We start from the raw sequence: 22403 nt of genomic DNA, 5'->3' as shown, positions 1-22403 counted from the left end.
GTCGATCGCTTCATCGTCCCAGTATCCTCGGACGGGAGCGACCGGGACGGCAATCCACAGGAGCCCTTCATGGCCCGCTGGAATTAGTCGGCGAGCGCCGGCCGGTAGTCGGGATGGGGCCAGTTCGCGACGATCCACCAGTATCTGGACGTCCTGCGAGCTGCCGTCGGTGCGGCCCACCGGCGGCACGATTGCGGAGGATGCCGCCCTTCGAACCCACACCAGCACCATATATGCAGGTCAACCTCGCTTCATGCCGTCGGCGGCCAAGGCCGAGGCAATGCTGCCAGGTCCAGCCCCTCCGGGCAGGAACCTCGCTGGGCGCATCCAGCACCACGACCTGTCGGTCAACCTTCATCACCTTCCGTATGGCGCGTTCTCGCCAATGACGTGATTTCGGCGGCGGGACGCACCTGTTCTCCTCCACGGATGCCCAAGCGCCCATCCGCAGGAGAGACACATGCTCGACCTCGCCACTGCCAGCAGTGCCCTCACCGTCCATCATGCCGAGATGTGCGTGATAGGAGCCGGTCTCGCCGGCATCACCGCCGCACGCCGGCTGCTGGCGGCCGGATGCGACGTCACCCTGCTCGAGAGCGGTGGCGCCGACCACGAGGAGACCAGCGCCGATCTCAACGACGGGGCGTGCGAGGGACGAGAATATTATCCACTGCGCGACGCACGGCTGCGCTTCTTCGGCGGGACGACCGCGATCTGGGGTCGCAGATGCGCGGAACTCTCGCCTATCGATCTGCAGACACGACCATGGGTTCCGCATTCCGGGTGGCCCATCCAGTGGAGTGAGCTGGAGCGCTACTACGAGCAGGCGCGGGTGATGCTCGACCTATTACCATGGGAGCCGATCAGCAGCGACCTCGCCGAGATCGGACTGCCCGTCCCCCAGTTCGACCCCAACATGCTCCAAATCCCCATCTGGTCATTCGACCCGCGCCAGGACCGGTTCGCGATGCGAAACTGCAGGGACGTCATCGACCATCCCCGCTGCACCGTGGTCACCCACGCGACAGTCACGGAAATCCGCCCGCATTCGCACGGCCGGTCGATCGACTGCGTGGTCGCGAAGTCGCTCACCGGACGGCAGCTGATGGTCCGCCCGAAAGCGGTCATCCTGGCCACGGGCGGGATAGAGAACGCACGTATCCTGCTTGCCTCCCGCTCCGTCAGCGACGAGGGCCTGGGCAATGATCAGAGCCTCGTCGGACGCTTCTTCATGGAGCACCCTCACACCCGCGGAGGGAGCGTCGCATCCGACAGTTCATGGTCACTGCTTCGCCTGTTCGGCAAGCGGCATAAGTTGGAGGGACAGGAGGTTGCAGCGCTCATCACCGCTAGCGAACGGGTCCAGGCACAACATAAGATCCTGAACTCTTCGCTGACGATCGCAGCGCGCCAACCCGAACGCGATCGACAGTTCCTTGGCATGCGCGCCTACAGTCATGCCAAACACCGGCTGTCGCCCAACCGCCGCAATCGCGAGCTCTGGCTGAAGACGAAAGCGGCGGCGACCGGGGTGCAGCGCATATCAGACCCGCTCCGTCCCTGGCTCATGCACAAGCTAGGCAAGCTCGAGCTGGCGCTTTCGGTCCGAGCCGAACAGGCGCCCAACCCGGACAGCCGGATCAGGCTCGACCGCAAGACCGACGCCTTGGGCGTCCCGCGCGTCAGGCTCGACTGGCGCCTATCCGAGATCGACAAGCGCAGCGTTGCCGTCCTGATCGACACCGTCGGAAGGGAACTCAGGCGGCTCGGCCTGGGTGAAGTGACGGCCGCCCCCTGGCTGGGCGACGACGATGTCGAGTGGCACACCGACGATCGCGTGTCGGCGCACCCTATCGGCGGATACCATCACATCGGGACCACCCGGATGTCACACTCTCCCAGGACGGGCGTCGTGGACGGAAACGGCAGACTGCACGGCGTGGCTAATCTGTATGTGGTCGGCTCCTCCACCTTTCCCACATCAGGCTGGGCCAATCCCACGCTCACGATCGCCGCTCTAACGCTGCGCACCGCGGACCATATCGCGGAAGTCCACGGTCGGTCACCCGATATCCAGAACAGCCTGATCAAGTTTGACGCGGGCCGCGCGGAGCGGATCAAAGTCACAGAACCGACAAAATCTATCCGGCATGTACCACATGCCACCCCCGTCTCCACGACATCGACGCCCGCTGGATAGGCAACCTCTCCGCAGCGGGCAAGCCGACGCTGCACGCCACCGCCGATCCGCGCGTCGACTTGCCCCGATGCGGAAGGCAATCAGCCTCCTGCTCAAGCTTCACGACTTCCATTGCGAAGGCTTCGGGAACGCGACGGCGTTCCTTGTGGATGCCCGACATTCGCGGATCGGACTCCAGAAGCGCGTCAGGGCGGTCGACTCCAACGTTCAAGTCGTGTTCGTCACATCATCCGACTGCGACCGTATCCGCACGCACGCCTCGTCGGACGTAGCCGACGGGATGCTTAGCATACCGGTGTCGACGCGGACCTGGCCGCGGCTCTCCACACGGCGTTTTTCGGAGGGGTGGGTAGCATCTCGCCGGTCAGCAATCAGCGCCCGCTTCTCTACTCGATAGCCTCGTCCGCCACCGGCGGCAGGCGGCAGGTGAACACGGCGCCGCCTTCCGGCCCATTCTCCGCGACGATCTCGCCATCATGGGCGCGCACAATGCTGTTGCAGATGGTCAGCCCCATCCCCATCCCGTCTTCCTTCGTCGAGAAAAAACCGTCGAAGAGACTGTCTAGATGTTCCTCGGATATGCCCGGTCCCGTATCGGCAACGATGAGGCAAACGCATCCGTTCGCAGCCGTCTCCGTTGTCACGAAGATCTGCCGAGGGCCTGGCGCCTGGCGATGGTCGATAGCGTGCATCGCGTTGACAAGGAGGTTCACCACCACCTGCTGCAGTTGGATCCGGTCGCCATGCACCATTGCCAGGTTCGGCTGGAGGTTTACCCGGATGGCGACCCGCCTCTCAATGCTCTCATGATGGATGAAGCGGAGCGCCACATCCACGATGTCGTTAAGCGAGAGCGACGCACGGATGGGAACACGCTTCGAAGCCATCGCCCGGATCCGATCGATAATCTCGGTAGCCTGAGTGGCGTTGTCGATCATCCTTTCGACCAGCTGCCGCACCTTCGAAAGATTGGGTTCTTCCTTGTCGAGCCACCGGATACTGGTGTGCCCATTCAGGACGATCGCACCGAGCGGCTGCCTGATCTCATGCGCGATCGAAGTTGCCATCTCTCCGAGCGTCGACACCCGTGACGCATGGGCAAGGTCCGCCTGCAGTTGGCGGAGCTGAGACTCGGCAGCCAGTCTTTCGGTGATCTCGAGCATGATGATGAAAGTGACATCCAGTCGCTCCGGCGGCCGCGGATATGTCACGAGGAAAAGCACGTCTACCACGCGGCCGTTGGCACCGTTTATCCGCAGCTCCTCCACATGCGTCCGCTGGCCATTGAAATGCGCCACCATGACCCGCACGGCAGCCTGCGGCGTCGCTTCGAAGATATGGCGGACAGACCGGGGGTAGTAGCTATCGGGCTGTCCAATCATCCGCAGCGCCGCGTTATTCGCGCGAGTGACCATCACCGTGTCACAAGCGAATTCCACAAGTTCGGGATTCTGTAGGAGATAGGCTTCGATGTCCTCCACCCCATCTGCTTTCAGCTTCTCGAATGCATCTGCGGGGCTGCGAGAATCCACCACCCACAGCGCGATCGGCATGTGCTTCAAAAGACGGGAGAAGGTCAGGTTTATTCCCGCATTGTCCAGATCAGGCTCAAAGACGTCCGCCAGGGCGTTCGCGGCAGCTTCCGCCTCCGGCAAAAGGCTACTCATCCCTCGACTCCCCGATCTGCGGGCGGTGCATAACGACGCCATCGGCGCGTTTATCCGCCTGATCGATCCCGCTACGCGCGATCCCCACAATGCAGCCATCCCAAGGTTCGGCTGCAGTTCGACCCGGCGAACGATGCGCCGAGCCCGGAGTCCGGATGGTGCTCCGCGACTGCAATCCTATTGTAGGTCGGGAACGAGACAATCCCCGAACGGGTAATGGTTTCCACACCCGTCTTGAGTAACGAACGGAAGCCTTTTCCGATCGTTCCGTCAATACTCGCGTACCCGCAGCAGAATTTGGACCGCTCATGGACGAAGGATGGCTTGGGCTTGACAGAGGGGCGATTAGACGACCCGCTGCGCCCCCAATTTTCGCTCCCTGCCTACGGTCGGTCCGGCATTAGGGCGCAAACTCATAAATAGCGCGTTCAAGGCCCCAAAATGGCGAACATATCGGGCCAAAATGCGCGCCGCGATGAGTTTGTGCCCTAGACATGCCCCGCTCCAAGCCGGCTGTGAAGAGGTCTGCCTGGAAGGGCCGCTAGGATAGCGGCCCTTCCAATACGCCTGCATAGGCTAGGCGAGGCTGCGAACCTGCGTGCCGAAGGGGTTATCGATTATGTACCGCCAATATCCGTCCGCCCCGCGTCGGGCGATGTCGTTCGACGTCGCAACCATATGGAAATGGTCGCCGCCCGGCGTTTTGCCAACAATGTTCCAGTCGAGGACGAGAGATGCGATTGTGTCGGCGACGAACACGTGCCGTGCAATGATTACCATTGGCAACTGCACGCTGTAATATTTCAACAACTCAGCGCGAATGGCAGGTATGCCGCGCTGCGGCTCCCCATTCGCACTGACCAGGATGGCGTCGGGCTCATAGAATCCGCACATGATGTCGACGTCCATCGAGTTGAAATGCTGGAGCAATGAAGGGACGATCCCCTCCGGCGTACGGGAAAGTTCGGGCTTTGCAGTCATGGACGATATCCTTGAAAGTTAGGCCTTCGCCTTAACGGGCAGCCGGAACGGTGCGCCAAGGCGATTGAATGCATTCATCGCGGCAATCGCGATGGTGAGATCGACCAGATCCTTTGGCTCGAACGCAGCGGCGGCAACAGCATAGACTTCGTCCGAGGCATGCGTTTCGCTGACCAGCGTCACCTCTTCGGCCCAGGCAAGCGCAGCACGATACTGATCCGGGAAAAGATGCGGCACTTCCGCCCAGACAGGCAGATGGGCAACCTTCTCGATTGACATGGTCTTCAGCAGGTCCCGCGTATGCAGGTCGATGCAATGGGCGCAGCCATTGATTTGCGAGACACGCAGGAAGACAAGATGGACCAGTTCCTCAGGCAAGTTCGTGCCCGTGGTGACATAGTGGTGGATGCCGAACAGTGCCTTGGCGCCCTGTGGCGCTACCTCGTGCCAGACAAGCCGTTCATTCTCGTTCATGATTATTTCCTTTGCCTCAGGCGCCGTTCAGCGACGCTCGCAGACTTGACGAGGCAAAGCGGGCAAGTGTGACATGGCCAGAAAATTTTTCGCTTGCGACCGGGTCAATGTCACATTTGGACACGCTGACTCGTTTATGCGCGTGGCTATAGGGAGACATCAGTGTCAGCTGGCGTTAGCGAGGATGCTGTGGATCAGCGCATCGCGGAATTTCAGGCGCAGCGCGCTCGCTTGCTGCACATCGCCTACCGGATGCTCGGTTCGCTCAGCGATGCCGAGGACATTGTGCAGGATGCATGGCTGCGTTGGGAGCGGGCCGAGGGTGAAATTGATTTCCCCACCACTTATCTCACCCGGATCGTAACCCGCCTGTGCCTTGACCGGCAAAAATCGGCGCGTGCGCAACGTGAGGCCTATGTCGGCCCGTGGCTGCCCGATCCATTGATCGGGTCGGTCGGCCCCGATGAGATGATCGCCAACGACATTACCGTGACGCTGATGCTGGCGATGGAGCGGCTATCTCCGCTGGAACGAGCTGCCTTCCTCCTTCACGATGTATTTGACGTAGCCTTGTCCGAGGTGGCGGTCACGCTTGGGCGCGAACCTGCTGCCGTTCGACAACTCGCATCGCGTGCCCGCAAGCATGTGCAAGTAGCGAAACCGCGTTTCGCCGTCGATGCTGCCGAGGCGGAACGGATGACACGGGCGTTTTTCGCCGCCGCGCACGACGGCGACACCGAGCAACTTTCAGCGCTGCTCTCGCACGATGTGGAAATCCACGCGGACGGCGGCGGCAAGGCGCTCGCTTTTCGAAATGTTGTACGCGGGATCGAGCGCGCGCTGCGGCTGTTCTCCGGGCTTCGCCGGAAGAATGTCCCCGCCCCGACCCTGTTGCGTACCGTGATAATTGACGGCCTGCCAGGCTATATCAGCGCAGATGCAAATGGCCTTTTGCAAACGACCGCGCTCGATATTCGTGATGGCAGGATTGCCGCGATCTATATCGTCAAGAACCCTGACAAAACCGCGCATCTCCATGGCTGAAGAAAATACCCGAACGCAATGGCGAATGGTTAGCCCTGATCTTGCATCTTCGACCATATTTGGACGTTCGTGCGCCAATGCCTGATGCTCTGAAGCGAGGGCGAGTCCAAAATAGTCGCGCTGGGAGAAAGCCTCGAACAACAGGCGGCTCCCGCAGGGGAGAGCGTCACGCAGCCCAGTTTGTCGATGATCAGCATCCCCGCCGCCGAAACGAGGAGCGACCGGCGCCTTCATTCCTCTGCATCTCCCTTAGGCTCGTCATCCGGGAGAACGGCTCCTGCGGCGAAGAGCGTCCGCAGGAAAGCAGGTCGGCCCAGACCTGATGCAGCGATCCCATTGTTTTCAATGGATTTTTACAGAATGGATTAGGGGTCGCAGGAGTAAATGGTGGGCCCGGCAGGACTCGAACCCGCAACCTAGCCGTTATGAGCGGCCAGCTCTAACCATTGAGCTACAGGCCCCACCCTTGAAGCGACATTCCGAATGTCACCGAAAAATCGCAACGCACCGCGTCTCCGCCCGGATAGGCAGCATCAGGCGGCTTGGCAAGCCCGTCCGCGCAATGGAACCGCGCCGAGCAATTGATCCAACGTCGCGGGCAGCACATTGCGCCGCGCCAGATGGTCCAGCACCACATCCCACCAATGGTAGAAAGCCGTCCGATCTGCTTCATTTCGCACGTAGGGCGTATGGCCCGGCTCCAAAGTGGGAGAGTGGAAGCTGAAATTCAGTACCCGCACACCTTCCTCGATCAGCGCGTCGATGGCGTGGATCGCCTCTCGCGCGGAAATTCCCTCCGGCGTCAGCGGCACGCGGCTCAATATCCGTGCCCGCGCTAATAGGCCAGCCACGGGCGCCGCCCACTGAGTCGCGTGATAAAGCCGCTCTCCGCCGTTTCGCAAAAGCCCGACAAAGGCCGTCGACAGCGGCATCTCGACCAGAGATCGGCCCGGCCCCGCCCAATAGGGTTGCTGGGGCAGACCCCGAAAATCCGGCCCATGCTGCGCGCTGTAATCAAACCGGCTGCGCACCGAACTATCGAGACGGAAGCCCGCCTCTTCCAACAAGCGCGCGCTATTGGGTCCCACGCCATAACGCCCTGCCCGGTACGCGATAGGCTGCCGTCCGAACCGCTCCGAAATCCGGTTGCATAACAATTCCAGCTTTGCCCGCTCCACTGCTTCAGGCAGGAAACCGACATAGCTGTTCGCTGCATTCACATCCTCAACATGCGGGGGATTGACCCAGGGATGAAGATGCGCGCCGATATCGGCTGCGTCATCGGCCAGCCAGCACCCCAGCATGTCTGCTGCTGCATCGCTGTCGACAACAGGATAGTCGGTCACATAGACCGGCTTCACTCCCGCCGCCGCAAACCAGGCTTGCCCACGTTGCATGCCCTTCAAGGCTGTCACGCCATGTCCGGTTCGGCTGAAGGGCGCGTTCCAGTCGAACTCCTCCTCGGTATCGACGAACAGCATGAATCGCGTTCCGAACGCCGGATCGAGCGTAATCATATCCTCTGCCGCAGGCACGCGCAGCAGGGCGCCGTCATGGGAAAGGTCAGTCATCGCGCCATTCCTAGTGGATTGATTCTGACATTTGCATCCCCCTCGCGATTGGAATGGGTCTGCGATGTCAGAATCTGACCGCTAACGGCATATGGTTGAGATAGGGTTTCAGCCCTGAACTCAGGCGCTGCCGACGGCGTCCTCCGTCTCCGCGATAGCCGGAACAGCAAGCAGGAACCGCCCCGGCTCGATCTCCAGCGCCCCACCGCATCCCGCAGCAAGGCTGCGGATCAGCCGCAGGGAGAAGCCAAGGCCCAACAGGGGGCCGTCCGCCCAATTGCCGTCAGGCATATAGCCGGGGTCGAGCAGACGCTCTTCCTCCATCCCGGCCAGGGTCGAGGGGCGGTCGAGGGCCAGCACGACCCGGCCCTCCGCTCCGTCAGGCTGATACCAGCAGGCGCCGGTCAGCGCCTCGCCCGCGGGCGACACCGAAATCAGCGTGCGCAGCAGGTGCTGGATCATGCGCTCTCCCTGCACCGGATCGATACGCACCATCGGCAGGCCAAGAGCCATGGCGATGTCGATCTCCGCCCCGTTGTCCTGTTCACGAAAGCGCGCCGAAACCTGCGTGACCAGCAAAGCCGGATCGACGGCTCGGGGCGGCTGGTTTCCCTCTCCCCGTGAAACCCGCGCCGCCAGATCGAGATCGTCGAACGCCGTCAGCAGATGCCGGGCATCGATCGCGATCTTGCCCGCCATGTCGCGATATTCGACGCCGGCAGGTCCGAACAATTCCTGTTCGATGATTTCGGCAAAGCCCAGAATGGCGTTCAGCGGGGTCCGCAGTTCATGCACCAGCTGCCGGATCGAATCGGCGGAAAGCCCCGCAATCGATACCGGCTCCGCGCGTGGTTCAGCCGCAACCTCATGCAGATAAGGACGCCGGGCCTGACCGCGATAGCCCTGAAAGCGCCCGGACCGGGGATCGAAAAAGGGGGTAGCCGACAGGCGCCATTCGCCCGCCATCGTCCCACCCGCGACCGTATACCGGCCATTCTGAAAACCACTGCGCCGCATGAAGGCGCCGGCGACATGTCCGTCCGGCCCGCTGCCGCCCTCCAGCGCCGTTTCGCTGAGCGTCAGGCCGATCAGTGCCGCTCGTGGTCCCTGATCGATCCAGACGATAGTTCCGGCCGCATCCGTCTCAAAGGCAAAGGCGCGTGGTCCCGCCGCCGCCTCGCGCACAGGCGCTTCGACCGGCTCGCCCGTCCGCCGCGCGCTGGTGAAGCGGGCGATCCGGTCGACCAGATTGCGAATTTGGCTCTGGTCCTCCGCCGCCTCTTCCTCTGGAGCGGCCTGCGGCTTATCTTCGACCGCAGGCTCGACCGGCGCGACCATCGCCTCGGTCAGCACCATATCCTCGACAAAGGCATCTTCGCGGTCGGTGGTGAGCACCAGATCGGCCGCGCCGAAAGCCTCCAGCCCCTGTGCCGTCGCTGTACCCAGATCCCTCCGCGATCGCAGGACGCCGCGCGCCGTCGGCGTCAGGCGCGGCAGCATGGCCACCCACGCCTCATCAGGCAGCCTGGCACGGGCCATGGCCGCTGCGGCGATGGCCGGCCTGTCGCTCGCGAAAAACTCGACCAGCACAGGCGAGCGCAACCGCCCGCCCAACTCCACCACGGTCGCGATTCGTTGCGTTTCCGACAGTTTCGGACGCAACGCGGCCATGCGGTCCAGCAATGCCGTGCGTTCGGTGTCGGACATCATGACCCGGTCATGGCGATCATTTTGCGCCAGCAGATCCACGCATTGCCGCCACAGCGTCACGGCGCCAAGGCCGCTCCGATTGTCGGCGGCCAGAACCGTCTGCATGAGATCGTTGAAGCGCACCCAAATTCCCCATTCTGGCCTCCGACGCAGCGCCAAAAAAACCAATCGCCGAAGGGTTCGTTACACAGGGATAATGCTTCCCAGCACAAAGGGGAAGAGGTGCAAATGGGTTCTTATGCGAACGTTGCATAGTGGGACAATTGCATTGTCCTGAAATATTATTATGGTAACGACCCGTTAACAGGACAGGAAATAAGCGGAATAATGGCCGGCCCCAATATTGACGACATCGACCTCCAGATCCTGGGCGAATTGCAGGATGACGGCAGGATGACCAATGTGGAGTTGGCCCGCAAGGTCGGACTGACGGCCCCCCCCTGTCTGCGCCGAGTTCGCGCACTGGAGGAAAGCGGCGCGATCAGTTCCTACCATGCGGTGGTGAACCCCTCGATGCTGGGTTACACCATCACGGTGTTCGCCATGGTCAGCCTGAAAAGCCAGGCCGAAGCGGACCTCAAGGCGTTCGAGGATCATATCGCGACCCTGCCCGAAGTCAGGGAATGCTATATGCTGAACGGCGAAATCGACTTCATCCTGAAGGTGGTGGCGAAGGATTTGCAGAGCTTTCAGCAGTTTCTGACGTCAAAACTGACTCCCGCGCCCAACGTTGTAAGCGTCAAGACATCGCTCACGATCCGTACATCGAAAAACTTGCCGGGCGTGCCGTTGCCGGTCTGATTGGCACCCGAATTGGAAAATGGTCATTCTCCCCTCCCGCCACGGGAGGGGAGTTTACGGTTGTTGACCAAACCCCGCCAGCTTCTCTTAACTTGTCGGCGGCACCACGACAGGCTTGAACGCCGTCTTCCGGCTCTGCTGGTCCACCCAGACAGACCAGAACCCCGCGACATTGGCCCAATTGCCGCCCGTCACCTGACTGAGCGCAGCCTTGGCGCCAGCCAGATCGCCCGACCGTGCGAGCGCCACGCCCAGACGCGCATTGCCCTTGCCCGTGTCGACCCCGCCCTTGGACAGCGCCAGTCGATACTGCTCAACAGCCTGCGGATATTGTCCTAGCGAAAAATAGGTGTCGCCCACCGTCATCGCGGCGGACCCGTCCTTTGCCGCCGCCGCTTTCTTCGCCGCGGCGGGCAGTCCGGCAATTTCCTTCGCCGCCTTGGGCGTCACGCTTTTCATCAAGCCAGCCGTCACTGCCTGCGTCAGGGTCAGCTTGCCCGCCGAACGCCCCGCCTCGATAATCGCCTTGGTTTCCGCGCTGTAGCCTGTCTTGTCCGCAAGCTGCGCATAGGCCTGATAATCGCGTTCGCTCGCCATGGCGCCATTAGCCGCCTGCAAACGATAAAGATCGAGCTGGACCTGCGCATCCATGCCCGGCGCAGCGAGATAGTTGGCCAGCGCCGTCCGCCATTCCCCTGCCGAATCATAATGGCTCAACCGCTCGCGATAGAGCGCACCCACTTCGGACCAATCCCCGGCGGAATAGGCCATGGAGATCGCGCGGTCGTACCACGCCGCCGGGATCGGCTGCCCCGCCGCCCGTTGCCGTGCCAGCGCCTCCTGCACGAAACCGCGCGCGTCCTTGGCCTTGTTCCGGCGCAACGCGATATCGGCGCGCAGCATGGTCGCGTCGATCGGGTCGTAGCCCAATGTCCTGGCATAATCGAGCTGCGCCGTCGCATCGTCATAATTGCCGACGATGAAGGAAAGATAACCCGCCACATAACGCAACCGCGGCATGTCGGTCTTCGGTACAGCCGACGTCTTGAACATGTCGTTCAGGGCCACGCGCTGCGCCTGCCGATCGATCTTGAGCACCGCCAGTTCGAACCGCAGCCCGGCCGCCACATAATTTTCGAAATCGCTGACCGGCATCAACCCGGCAATCTGCGACTGGGCGGTCGCGACATCGCGCGCCTTGATCGCGCTGTCCGCCGCCTGCGTCGCAGCCCGGAAGCTGTCGGACATTTCGATAACGGGTCCGGCTGCAACGGGCTTCTTCGCCAACGCCGGTGTGGACGCCAACATGGCCGCTCCGGCCAACAGTCCCAATCTACAAAATGAATGTCGCAAGCCGGCCATGTCAGCCATCCCCCTTGTCGGCCGGCATCGCCAGCCCAGTCGTCACGTCCGAAAATGGAAAAGGGCACGCTGCTCTAGAAAAAGCAGCGCGCCTTCAACCGCTGAATCAGGCCTTGGTGGCGAGATAGGCCAGCCAGAGATCGGCGATCTTCTTGCGCGACCCCGCCTGCACAGACTGAAAAGCCGCCTTGGCCGAAGCATTGTCGCCGCCAAGCGCCTTGGCAATGCCCATGCGGGTATTGATCTCATCCGCGTCGACGCCGCCCTTCTGCTTGGCGAGTTCGAACATTGCCACCGCCTTGGCGTAATCGCCATAGCCCAGATAAGCGTCAGCCGTCGCCGCCGCAATCTTGCCATTGGCCGCCTTCTTGGCATCAGCCTCAGCCGAACCCAGCGAACCCTTGTCGCCCGCAATCTTGGGCACGGCGGTCTGATAGAGATCGCCGCCCTGGCTGGCGTTCAGCACGCCCTTGCTGCGGCCGGAATCGATGGCGGTCTTCACTTCGCCATAGATGCCGGTCTTCGACGCCATTTCCGCATATTCCAGATAGTCCTGCGCCACGACCAGACCGCCCGACACCGCCATCAAACGCAGAACGTCGAGATTCTCGCGGTTGGTGATGTTCGGATTGGCCTGCTGGAACAGACGGATCAGCGTGCGCAGATTTTCGCCGCTCGGCGCCGCGGAATAGGCCATGGTCGCCCATTCGGTGACTTCCGGCAGCTTGGCGTTGGCGGCGCGGCTGACGCCGATCTGATACCATTGCGCGGGCACCTGTCCGCCCGCCGCCTTGGTGGCGTCGGCGGCCGCCTTGAGCGCGGCCAGACCCTGCTGGTTCAGGCTGCGCTGCGGTTCGACCGACCCGTTGGCCGTGCCCGCCTTGCCGAAATAGGCCTGCGCCAGCGTGACGTTGACCGCTTCCGGCTTGTACCCGGCCTGCCCGGCGGCCTTGGCGCGGGTGATTGCGAGATCGTAATTCTTCGCCTGCAACGCCTGGTCGGCGGCCACCGCGTTGAACTGACCCGCCTGCTCCGGCGGGGTCAGCCCGCTGTCGAGCATCTGCGTCAGCGCCTCGCTCTGCATCGCGGAATCCTTGCTCGCGATAGAGGCGTTCAGCTTGATCGCGCCGATCTGATATTTATCGTCGTTTGACTGGGCCTTGCTGTCTGCATCCGCCAGCGCCGCCTTCGCAGCCGCCCAGTCCTGCGCCTCGGAAGCCTTTTGCGCCGCCTGAAGCGCCTTGATCACGTCGGGCGAGACGTTCAGCTTGGGCGCGTTGCCCTTCTTCTCTTCCTTCTTCGCCGCAAAGGCGGGAACCGAAACGGCGCCACCGGCGAGCGCAAGGGTCAGCGCGAGCGCCACGGGGGTAACAAAACGCATGTTCATCTTCTCCTCTGCGCCCGGGGGACAGGCGGCCTCGTTTTACGCCGATTAGGGGTCGACGCGTGAATAACGTTTGAACAGCCTATATGCACCAGTTAACCGCCTGTCAGCCCCTTTGCGGCGTTCGGCTCCTCTGGCCAACCTGCGCTTCATACAGCTTGGCCTTTCGCGCGCGTGCGCGTGCGCGCGAGGGGTGACAATATTGTTTCGCTCGGCTAGTGGTGCAGCAACACAAGTCATCCATCCAAAAAGAGAATCGCATTGACCGACGAGACTGCCCTCGCCGACCCTTCGGACATCAGCCCCATCTCCATCGTCGAGGAGATGAAGGCGAGCTATCTCGACTATGCCATGTCGGTCATCGTCGCACGCGCCCTGCCGGACGTGCGCGACGGGCTGAAGCCGGTGCATCGCCGCATTCTCTTCTCCGCCCATGAATCGGGCTTCACCTACAACAAGCCCTATCGCAAGTCGGCGCGCATCGTCGGCGATGTGATCGGTAAATATCACCCTCATGGCGATAGCGCGATCTATGACGCATTGGCGCGCATGACGCAGGACTGGTCGATGCGCGTCCCGCTGATCGACGGTCAGGGGAATTTCGGTTCGATGGACCCCGATCCGCCGGCCGCCATGCGGTACACCGAAGCGCGCCTTGCCAAGGTTACCAATGCGCTGCTGGACGATCTGGACAAGGACACCGTCGACTTCCAGCCCAACTACGACGCCTCGGAAAGCGAGCCGCAGGTCCTGCCTGCCCGCTTCCCCAACCTGCTGGTCAACGGCGCGGGCGGCATAGCGGTCGGCATGGCGACCAACATCCCGCCGCACAACCTCGGCGAAGTGATCCGCGCCTGCCTCGCCTATATCGACAACACCGGCATCACCATCGACGAACTGATCCAGATCGTTCCCGGTCCCGACTTCCCGACCGCACCGCTGATCCTTGGCCAGTCGGGTGCCCGCAGCGCCTATCATACCGGTCGCGGCTCGATCATGATGCGTTCGCGCCATGTGATTGAGGAGGGGCGCGGCGACCGCCGCTCGATCGTGCTGACCGCCATCCCCTATCAGGTCGGCAAGAACGGCCTTGTCGAAAAGATCGCCGAAGCCGCCAAGGACAAGCGGATCGAGGGCATCAGCGACATTCGCGACGAATCGAACCGCGAAGGCGTGCGCATCGTCATGGACCTGAAGCGCGACGCCACACCCGAAGTCGTGCTGAACCAGCTCTGGCGCAACACCCCCGCCCAGTCGAGCTTCCCGGCCAACATGCTCGCCATTCGCGGCGGCCGCCCGGAACTGCTCAATATCCGCGACATTATCGAGGCCTTCGTCCGCTTCCGCGAAGAGGTCATCACCCGCCGCACGAAATATGAACTCAACAAGGCCCGCGACCGCGCGCATATTTTGCTGGGCCTCGTCATCGCGGTCACGAACCTTGATGAAGTCGTCCGCATCATCCGCGGATCGGCCAGCCCGGCGGAGGCTCGCGAAACCCTGCTCGCCCGCGACTGGCCGGTGGCGGAGATCGCGCCTTACCTCAAGCTGGTCGAAGCGATCGAGACCGAGGCGTCGGGCGATACCTACCGCCTGTCGGACATTCAGGTCCGCGCCATCCTCGATCTGCGCCTGCACCGCCTGACCGCGCTGGGCCGCGACGAGATCGGCAACGAGCTGGCGGAACTCGCCGCCGCCATCGCCGAATATCTCGCCATCCTCGGCGACCGGCAGAAGCTCTACGCCGTGATGCGCGAAGAGTTCGAGGCCATCGAACGCGACTTCGCCACCCCGCGCCTTTCGGAAATCACCGCAGCTGCCGACGGCATCGAGGACGAGGACCTGATCGAGCGCGAGGAGATGGTCGTCACCGTCACCGTGCAGGGCTATATCAAGCGCACCCCGCTGGAGAGCTTCCGGGCGCAGGCTCGCGGCGGCAAGGGCCGCTCCGGCATGGCGACCAAGGATGAGGACGCCGTCACCGAACTGTTCGTGACGTCGACCCACACGCCGGTCCTGTTCTTCTCGACGGCCGGCAAAGTCTATCGCATGAAGGTCTGGCGCCTGCCCGAAGGCGGCCCGGCGACGCGCGGCCGCCCGATGGTGAACCTGCTGCCGCTCGGCCCCGGCGAAACGATCCAGACCGTCCTGCCGCTGCCGGAAGATGAGGAAAGCTGGAAGGACCTGCACGTCATGTTCGCGACCGCGAACGGCACGGTCCGCCGCAACAGCATGGACGCCTTCGCCAACATCCCGTCGAACGGCAAGATCGCCATGCGCTTCGACGATGAGAGTACCGACCGCCTGATCGGCGTCGCGCTGCTCACCGAAGAGGATGACGTCCTCCTCGCCACCCGTCAGGGCAAGGCGATCCGTTTCCAGGCGACCGATGTGCGCGAGTTCCAGAGCCGCACTTCGACCGGCGTGCGCGGTATGACGCTCAAGGGCGATGACGAGGTGATCTCGCTCTCCATCCTTCACCGCTCCGGCGCCGATCAGGAACAGCGCGAGGAATATCTGCGCTTCGCTCCGTGGAAACCGGAGAAGGAAGGCGAAATGCAGGATCAGGACATGTTCGCGCTCATGCGCCAGCGCGAACAGTTCATCCTCACCGTCTGTTCGAACGGTTACGGCAAATTGTCCTCGGCCTATGAATATCGCCGCACCGGACGCGGCGGACAGGGCATCACGAACATCGACAATATCGGCCGCAACGGCCCGGTCGTCGCCAGCTTCCCCGCCAGCCAGGCGGATCAGCTGATGCTCGTCACCGATCAGGCCAAGCTGATCCGCATGGGTCTCGACTCCCTGCGCGTCATCGGCCGCAGCTCGGCAGGCGTGCGCCTCTTCAACGTGTCGGACAATGAACATGTCGTCAGCGCCGCGAAGATCGAGGAAAGCGACGAAGAAACCGAGGTGAGCACCCCGGCAGGCCTCGAAACCGGCCCGGACGTCAGCCCCGAGACCGATCCGGACCTGACCGAAGAGTGACCGATCTCTTCGCCTACAAGATTCTGACGAAAGATCAGTATGACCAGCTGAAGGCCGACGGCGTGTTCAAGGGCGCGCCCGTCGATCTTCAGGATGGCTATATCCACATGTCCACCCGCGAGCAGGCCGCCAAAACCGCCGCCAGGCATTTCGCGGGACAGGATAATCTGGTGATGGTGATGGTCGACCTTGCCCCCTTCGGCGAGGCGGTGAAGTGGGAAGTATCACGGGGTGGAGCGCTCTTCCCGCACCTCTACGGCGACCTGCCGCTGAGCGCGGTGGCGGGTAAGGTGGTCCTGCGCCTGGACGAGCGGGGCAAACATCTGTTTCCGGCGGGCTTCTGACCACCGTTCGTTTTTTCGGAGTAAGTCGGGAAACGCCCATATTCGCCCTTCCCACTTAGAAGGAAATCCCTTTCTCCCATATGCGACGAGTGAAACGTCGGGGAAAAAGTAAAAGTAACAGAAAGTCGAATTAGTTCGTTAACGACGGTTCAGCGAACGTATCTGCGATACCTGCACGCTCCCGCAATCTATTAGCTCGGGTAGCGATGACCTCACTGACGGTAACATATTTGACTGGCTCCCCCTTTTTTGATTTGGCAACCTCATGTTCATTCAGCATTTGGGCAATCAAATAACAGCTCTTTGCCATTGGAGTACCGTTGAACAACAACGTCGAGCAGCGACTCTTAATGACAGCAAATATGGGAAATTGTTTAGCTTGCGCCATAAGCGCGGCCTTTTCCAAGACAGCAGAGGGCATATCAAAACTCTCATGCATGTTCGCAGCAACATAAGTTCGAATCTGGTTGCCTGACAAATATCGACCATCGGCCTGTCCCGGGGGCGGCATCTTAAAAAGCGCTCCGAATCCTCCTTGAGACACCGCCGGTGTAGAAAGTGCAAGCAAGCACATAGCAAGACCAACTGACAATAACTGTTCTGCTTTCACTATGTCTCCCCCATCAAAATCCCGTAATTGATAAACCTGAAAGATCGACTGCGACATCCAAAGCCGAATAAGGACAGCTATTTCTTTCTCTCCATCCGCACGACCTTCCCACCCTTCACCCAATAATCAAACCCGCCCCAGCTGATCCGCCGCGATCCAGCCGCCGCCAACTGCATCCCCATATGCGTCCAGCACACCGCAAAGGGCGCCAGCACATCCCACCAGAGCGACCGTCGCACCGCCCGCACCTGCCCCGGCTCCAATATACCCGCTATGATCCGCCGCCGCACAAGCGCCCGCCCGGCAGCCGCGGCATAGCCCACGACCACAGCACTCCATCCGCCCCAACCAAGCGCCCAGACCCAGCCCAGCGCCTGACACCCCACCACCACGCAAGCAATCAGCCACATCCCCGCGCTGTTGGTCAGGATATGCCGATACTGCCGCACGCCAAAGCCTAGCGCCCCGCGCCCTTCCAGCGGCGAGGCCACCAGCAAATCCCGCACCGGCCGCAACCGCAGCTTCGCCCGCCATCCGGCCAGCCCAATCGCCATATCATCGGACAAACGCCCCGCCAGCGCAGCGTCCAGATCCAGCCGTTCCGCCGTCTCCCGGCTCAAAGCCATCGCCCCGCCCCACGGCATGGTCGCGCTTGCGGCACGCGGCAGGGTGGCAAGCTGCATCTCCACCGCCCCCACCAGCGCCGCCCGCCAATCCGCTTCCGGCAGCAGCAGCCGATATCCGGTCACGATATCGGCCTTTCCCCGCATCAGAGGAAAGAGCAGCCGCCCAACCAGCCGAGCGGGAGGCTCGATATCCGCGTCGATGAACAGCAGATAGCGGTCCCCTTCCCGCAAGGCCCGCAGCGCCGCCCGCAATTTGTGAACCTTCTGCCCTTCATCGCTCGCCACCCCGGCGCGAACGATCTGAACCCAGCCCCCCTCACGCGCCGCCAAAGCCTCCGCCGCCGCACATTCACCCGAGGTCGCAATCACCAACCGAAAGTGCGCCGTCTGCGCCTTCAACCGCGCAATCAGCGCCGCCCCGCCGTCCCAGTCGTCGCGCACCGACAGCAGCACGACGGCGCCCTCCGGCGCCGCTTCCTGCCGATCAACGGGCAAATGCCGCCAATAATTGAGCACCCCCAGCAGCGTCAGCGCCTGAAGAACCAGCCACATCCAGATCATCGCCAATTCCCAAGCCCTTTACCGCCCCGTCCGCTGCTGTATGACGGCAGGCGCGATGCTCTCCAACCCCTTTCTCTTCACCCTTCTCCGCATCCTTCCCGCGTCCATCGCCTCATGGCTGGGCGGCTGGCTTTCGGTGAACGTGGCGCGCAAGACCATGAAATTGCGTGACCAGCGCGCGCGCGCCAATCTCGCTTTGCTCCGCCCCGATCTGGACGAGGCCACCCGAGAGGCGATGCTCACCCGCCGCTGGTTCAACCTTGGCCGCACCATGGCCGAACTGACCAATATCGACCGTCTGATCGACAACGGCCATGTTACGGTTGAGGACGCTGCGGGCTACCAGAAAGTCCTCGACGGCCCCGGACCGATGATCGCGCTGGCGGTGCATCTGGGCAATTGGGACCTGCTCGCCGCCCATATCAAGGCGTCGACCGACCGACCCGGCCTCGGCGTCTATGCCCCGCCCGAAAACCCGGAGCAGGCCGCGCAACTCAAGCGCGCCCGTTCCAGCTATATGGGCGAGGCGATCACCGGCGACGGCGCTGCCCGCGGCATCCTCAAGCATCTCACGACCAGGGACCGCGCTACGCTCTATATCCTGCTGGACGAGCGCCGCGACCGGCAGGTCTGGTTCCCGCGTTTCGGCCGCGATCTGGAGCCTTCCGGAAATTTCTCCGTTGCGCTCCGTCTCGCCCGAAAGGTCGGCGCAACATTCCTGCCCTTTTACATGATCCGCACCAACGGCCCGCACTTCCGCGTTCACTGGCACCCCCCGCTGGACCCGGCCTTGCTGACCGATGACCAGATCATGGATCAGGTCGACGCGTTCCTCGGCAAAGCCTGCCTCGACCATGCCGACCAGTGGCTGGCGCTGCACGACATGGACCTCAGCGCGCCAACCGCCTAAAGCGCGCCCATGCTCCCATCGACGACCCGACTCGCCATCAAGATTTGCGGCCTTTCGACGCCCGATACGGTCGGCGCCGCCATGCGCGCGGAGGCGACGCATCTGGGCTTCGTTCATTTCCCCAAAAGCCCGCGCCATGTCGAAGCGGACCAGTTGCGCGCCCTCGCCGCGCCGGTGCCCGCCCATATCGGGCGCGTCGCGGTGCTGGTCGACCCGACCGACGATATCCTCTCCCAACTCACCGCCACCAGCGCCCTCACCGCGCTCCAGCTCCACGGCAAGGAAAGCCCCGAACGCGCCGCGGCCATCCGGGCGCGCTTCGGCCTGCCGGTCTGGAAAGCCATCTCCGTCAAGACGCGCGCCGACATAGCAGCCGCCAAAGCCTATAACAGTGCCGCCGACTTCCTTCTCTTCGACGCCAAGACCCCGGAAGGCGCGGCACTTCCCGGCGGCATGGGCCTGCGCTTCGACTGGACGCTGCTGCGCGGCGTTCCCATATCCATGCCATGGGGCCTGTCCGGCGGCCTTGGCATCGACAATGTGGCGCAAGCCATCCACATCACCGGCGCCCCGCTGGTCGACGTTTCTTCCGGCGTCGAAAGCGCACCGGGCATCAAGAGTGTGGACAAGATCATGGCCTTCTGCAATGCGGCGTCCTCATGAGGCAGCTAACCAGCACACGATGGCGTTGATCGCTTCGAAACCCGCGAAGTGACCCAAACAGCCTGACGAGATTGATCCGATGACCGACACCATCATGCCGCCTGTCACCCTTCCCAACAGCCTGCGCTCGCAGCCCGATGCTTCCGGCCATTTCGGCGCCTTTGGCGGCCGCTATGTCGCCGAAACGCTGATGCCGCTCATTCTGGAGCTGGAGAAGGTCTATAAGGAAGCCAGGCAGGACCCGGCTTTCGACGCCGAATTCGCCGAATTGCTGCGCTCCTATGTCGGCCGTCCCAACCCGCTTTATTATGCCGAGCGCCTGACCGAAGCGCTGCGCGCCGACGCCCCCGAAGGTAAAGGCGCGAAAATCTACCTCAAGCGCGAGGAACTGAACCACACCGGCGCGCACAAGATCAACAATTGCATCGGCCAGGCGCTGCTCGCCCGTCGCATGGGCAAGAAGAAGGTCATCGCCGAAACCGGCGCGGGCCAGCACGGCGTCGCCACCGCGACCGTCGCCGCGCTGTTCGGCATGGAATGCAAGATCTTCATGGGCGCCAAGGATGTCGAGCGGCAAAAGCCCAACGTCTTCCGCATGAAACTGCTCGGCGCGGAGGTCATTCCCGTCGTCTCCGGGTCGCAGACGCTGAAAGACGCGATGAACGACGCCCTGCGCCACTGGGTGTCGAACGTCGACGACACATTCTACATCATCGGCACCGCCGCTGGCCCGCACCCCTATCCGGAACTGGTCCGCGACTTCCAGTCGATCATCGGCCGGGAAGCGCGCGAGCAGATATTGGAGCTGGAAGGCCGCCTGCCCGACATGCTGATCGCCCCGGTCGGCGGCGGCTCCAACGCCATCGGTCTGTTCCACCCCTTCCTCGACGATGCTGACGTCAAGATGATCGGCGTCGAAGCCGCGGGCGAAGGTTTGGCTGGCAAGCACGCCGCCTCCCTTGCGGGCGGCAAATCGGGGGTGCTGCACGGCAACCGCACCTATCTGCTTCAGGACGAGGACGGCCAGATTACCGAGGCGCACAGCATCTCGGCGGGTCTCGACTATCCCGGCATCGGCCCTGAACATAGCTGGCTGCACGAAATCGGCCGCGTCCAATATATGCCGATCACCGACGACGAAGCGCTGGCCAGCTTCCAGAAGCTCTCCGCGCTCGAAGGCATCATCCCGGCGCTCGAATCCGCCCATGCGGTCGCCAGCGCGGAAAAGGTCGCGCCGACGCTCGACGCGGACCAGATACTGATCGTCAATCTTTCCGGCCGTGGCGACAAGGACATCTTCACCGTCGCCAGCGCCCTGGGTGTAGAAATATGACAAGTGACCGCCTTTCCGCCCGCTTCGCCGGCTGCAAGAACGCGGGCCGCGCCGCCCTCGTTACCTTCGTGACGGCGGGCGACCCGACCGTTGCCGATACGCCCGCCATTCTCGACGCACTGGTCGACGGCGGCGCGGACATCATCGAGCTGGGCATGCCCTTCACCGACCCGATGGCCGACGGCCCGGCGATTGAACTGGCCAACCTGCGCAGCCTGGGTTCCGGCACAAAAACGAAGGACATCTTCGCCCTCGCGACGAAATTCCGTGAGCGCCACCCGGACACGCCGCTGGTCCTGATGGGCTATGCCAATCCGATGCTGGTGCGCGGTTCCGAATGGTTTGCCGACCAGTGCAAGGCCGCGGGAGTCGACGGCGTCATCTGCGTCGACGTGCCGCCGGAGGAAGATGCCGAAATCGGCCCGGCCCTGCGCGCGGCGGGCGTCCACCTGATCCGCCTCGCCACGCCCACCACCGACGCGGCCCGCCTGCCCGCCGTGCTGAACGGCGCCAGCGGCTTCCTCTATCATGTCGCCGTCGCCGGCATCACCGGCAAGCAGCAGGCCGCTCAGGCCGCTGTCGAGCAGGCCGTCGCCAGGCTCAAGGCCGCCACCGACCTGCCAATTGCAGTGGGCTTCGGCGTGCGCTCCGCCGAACAGGCTGCCGCCATCGGCCGCGTCGCCGACGGCGTGGTCGTGGGGTCCGCCATCGTCGACATCATCGGGTCACACGGGGACGCCGCCGCGCCCTTCGTCAAGGATTTCGTCGCGGCTCTCCGCGGCGCCCTCAACGCCAACAGCCCTCATTTCCGGGAGACCGCAGCATGAGCTGGATCAACCGCGTCCGCAAAGCCATTCCTTTCATTGCGAAGAAGGAAACCACGGTCGAGACTCTCTGGCACAAATGCCCGTCCTGCGCCGAGATGATCTTCATCAAGGAATGGGAAGACAATCTGTCGGTCTGCCCGCGCTGCGACCATCATGGCCGCATCGGTGCCAAGGAACGCTTCGCGCAGCTGTTCGACGGCGGGCTGCACGAGCTGATCGCCGCGCCCGCCGCGCCCGAAGACCCGCTCAAGTTCCGCTATACCAAGAAATATGTCGACCGCATCAAGGCGGCGCGCGCGCAGACCGGCGACCGCGACGCCTATCAGAACGCCTTTGGCCGCATT

19 protein-coding genes, 1 tRNA gene and 1 pseudogene are annotated in these 22403 nt (G+C 62.9%); 10 read left to right on the top strand and 11 right to left on the bottom strand.

Features of this window, described 5'->3' with window-relative positions:
* Positions 1–180: hypothetical protein (locus ACFC3J_RS15875; RefSeq protein WP_375197089.1), on the bottom strand; the 180-nt coding region annotated here is incomplete at its 3' end.
* Positions 181–460: 280 nt separating this feature from the next.
* On the opposite strand from ACFC3J_RS15875, the gene ACFC3J_RS15870 reads away from it, so the two are divergent.
* Entirely contained in the window at positions 461–2200 is a 1740-nt protein-coding gene (locus tag ACFC3J_RS15870) for an FAD-dependent oxidoreductase (RefSeq protein ID WP_375197088.1), read from the top strand.
* A gap of 386 nt (positions 2201–2586) precedes the next feature.
* Here the strand turns inward: ACFC3J_RS15870 and ACFC3J_RS15865 are convergent, their stop codons facing one another.
* From ACFC3J_RS15865 to ACFC3J_RS15855, 3 genes are all read right to left on the bottom strand, one after another.
* On the bottom strand, positions 2587–3867 hold the full coding sequence (locus ACFC3J_RS15865) for a sensor histidine kinase (protein WP_375197087.1): 1281 nt from the start codon (positions 3865–3867) through the stop codon (positions 2587–2589).
* A gap of 576 nt (positions 3868–4443) precedes the next feature.
* The gene (locus tag ACFC3J_RS15860) at positions 4444–4848 is read right to left on the bottom strand and encodes a YybH family protein (protein ID WP_375197086.1); all 405 of its coding nucleotides are present in this window, start codon (positions 4846–4848) and stop codon (positions 4444–4446) included.
* Positions 4849–4866: 18 nt separating this feature from the next.
* The gene (locus ACFC3J_RS15855) at positions 4867–5322 is read right to left on the bottom strand and encodes a carboxymuconolactone decarboxylase family protein (RefSeq protein WP_375197085.1); all 456 of its coding nucleotides are present in this window, start codon (positions 5320–5322) and stop codon (positions 4867–4869) included.
* Between the two features lie 162 nt (positions 5323–5484).
* Between ACFC3J_RS15855 and ACFC3J_RS15850 the strand changes: the two genes are divergently transcribed.
* On the top strand, positions 5485–6366 hold the full coding sequence (locus tag ACFC3J_RS15850) for a sigma-70 family RNA polymerase sigma factor (RefSeq protein WP_375197084.1): 882 nt from the start codon (positions 5485–5487) through the stop codon (positions 6364–6366).
* A 385-nt stretch (positions 6367–6751) separates the two neighbouring features.
* Here ACFC3J_RS15850 and ACFC3J_RS15845 read toward each other — a convergent pair.
* From ACFC3J_RS15845 to ACFC3J_RS15835, 3 genes are all read right to left on the bottom strand, one after another.
* Positions 6752–6827 (bottom strand) — tRNA-Ile (locus ACFC3J_RS15845).
* A 72-nt stretch (positions 6828–6899) separates the two neighbouring features.
* Complete coding sequence (locus ACFC3J_RS15840) at positions 6900–7937, bottom strand: polysaccharide deacetylase family protein (RefSeq protein WP_375197083.1); 1038 nt, start codon at positions 7935–7937, stop codon at positions 6900–6902.
* A 120-nt stretch (positions 7938–8057) separates the two neighbouring features.
* Entirely contained in the window at positions 8058–9770 is a 1713-nt protein-coding gene (locus ACFC3J_RS15835) for a sensor histidine kinase (RefSeq protein ID WP_375197082.1), read from the bottom strand.
* A gap of 204 nt (positions 9771–9974) precedes the next feature.
* Here ACFC3J_RS15835 and ACFC3J_RS15830 point away from each other — a divergent pair, with 204 nt between their 5' ends.
* Positions 9975–10448: an Lrp/AsnC family transcriptional regulator gene (locus ACFC3J_RS15830; protein WP_007689069.1), complete on the top strand. Its 474-nt coding sequence runs from the start codon at positions 9975–9977 to the stop codon at positions 10446–10448.
* A gap of 87 nt (positions 10449–10535) precedes the next feature.
* On the opposite strand, the gene ACFC3J_RS15825 is transcribed toward ACFC3J_RS15830, so the two are convergent.
* Complete coding sequence (locus ACFC3J_RS15825; protein WP_375197081.1) at positions 10536–11810, bottom strand: hypothetical protein; 1275 nt, start codon at positions 11808–11810, stop codon at positions 10536–10538.
* A 106-nt stretch (positions 11811–11916) separates the two neighbouring features.
* On the bottom strand, positions 11917–13197 hold the full coding sequence (locus ACFC3J_RS15820; protein WP_375197080.1) for a hypothetical protein: 1281 nt from the start codon (positions 13195–13197) through the stop codon (positions 11917–11919).
* Positions 13198–13455: 258 nt separating this feature from the next.
* Between ACFC3J_RS15820 and gyrA the strand changes: the two genes are divergently transcribed.
* On the top strand, positions 13456–16185 hold the full coding sequence (gene gyrA / locus ACFC3J_RS15815) for a DNA gyrase subunit A (protein ID WP_375197079.1): 2730 nt from the start codon (positions 13456–13458) through the stop codon (positions 16183–16185).
* Positions 16182–16529, top strand: a complete 348-nt coding sequence (locus tag ACFC3J_RS15810) for a DUF952 domain-containing protein (protein ID WP_375197078.1) — start codon at positions 16182–16184, stop codon at positions 16527–16529. The genes gyrA and ACFC3J_RS15810 overlap by 4 nt, the downstream gene beginning before the upstream one ends.
* Before the next feature lie 130 nt (positions 16530–16659).
* Here ACFC3J_RS15810 and ACFC3J_RS15805 read toward each other — a convergent pair whose 3' ends face one another.
* Together ACFC3J_RS15805 and ACFC3J_RS15800 are read right to left on the bottom strand one after the other, a co-directional pair.
* Positions 16660–17196, bottom strand: coding sequence for a hypothetical protein (locus tag ACFC3J_RS15805; protein WP_375197077.1), 537 nt, complete (start codon positions 17194–17196; stop codon positions 16660–16662).
* Positions 17197–17216: 20 nt separating this feature from the next.
* A complete protein-coding gene (locus tag ACFC3J_RS15800) occupies positions 17217–18326 on the bottom strand; it encodes a glycosyltransferase (protein ID WP_375197091.1) in 1110 nt (369 codons plus the stop codon).
* A 55-nt stretch (positions 18327–18381) separates the two neighbouring features.
* On the opposite strand from ACFC3J_RS15800, the gene ACFC3J_RS15795 reads away from it, so the two are divergent.
* The 5 genes and pseudogenes from ACFC3J_RS15795 to ACFC3J_RS15775 form a co-directional block, all read left to right on the top strand.
* Positions 18382–19236, top strand: coding sequence for a lysophospholipid acyltransferase family protein (locus ACFC3J_RS15795; protein ID WP_375197090.1), 855 nt, complete (start codon positions 18382–18384; stop codon positions 19234–19236).
* A 9-nt stretch (positions 19237–19245) separates the two neighbouring features.
* A complete protein-coding gene (locus tag ACFC3J_RS15790) occupies positions 19246–19899 on the top strand; it encodes a phosphoribosylanthranilate isomerase (protein ID WP_375197076.1) in 654 nt (217 codons plus the stop codon).
* Between the two features lie 79 nt (positions 19900–19978).
* Positions 19979–21232 (top strand): tryptophan synthase subunit beta, encoded by a 1254-nt coding sequence (gene trpB / locus ACFC3J_RS15785; RefSeq protein ID WP_375197075.1) that lies wholly within the window; start codon positions 19979–19981, stop codon positions 21230–21232.
* On the top strand, positions 21229–22059 hold the full coding sequence (gene trpA / locus ACFC3J_RS15780; RefSeq protein ID WP_375197074.1) for a tryptophan synthase subunit alpha: 831 nt from the start codon (positions 21229–21231) through the stop codon (positions 22057–22059). Before trpB ends, trpA begins: the two co-directional genes overlap by 4 nt.
* Positions 22056–22403, top strand: a pseudogene (locus ACFC3J_RS15775) (acetyl-CoA carboxylase carboxyl transferase subunit beta); the annotation flags it as partial. The gene trpA and the pseudogene ACFC3J_RS15775, both read left to right, overlap by 4 nt.

It is taken from the genome of Sphingobium sp., from assembly GCF_041987595.1.
Lineage (GTDB): Bacteria > Pseudomonadota > Alphaproteobacteria > Sphingomonadales > Sphingomonadaceae > Sphingobium.
The sequence above is the reverse complement of the archived record's forward strand: the minus strand, read 5'-3'. Positions and strand labels throughout refer to the sequence as shown.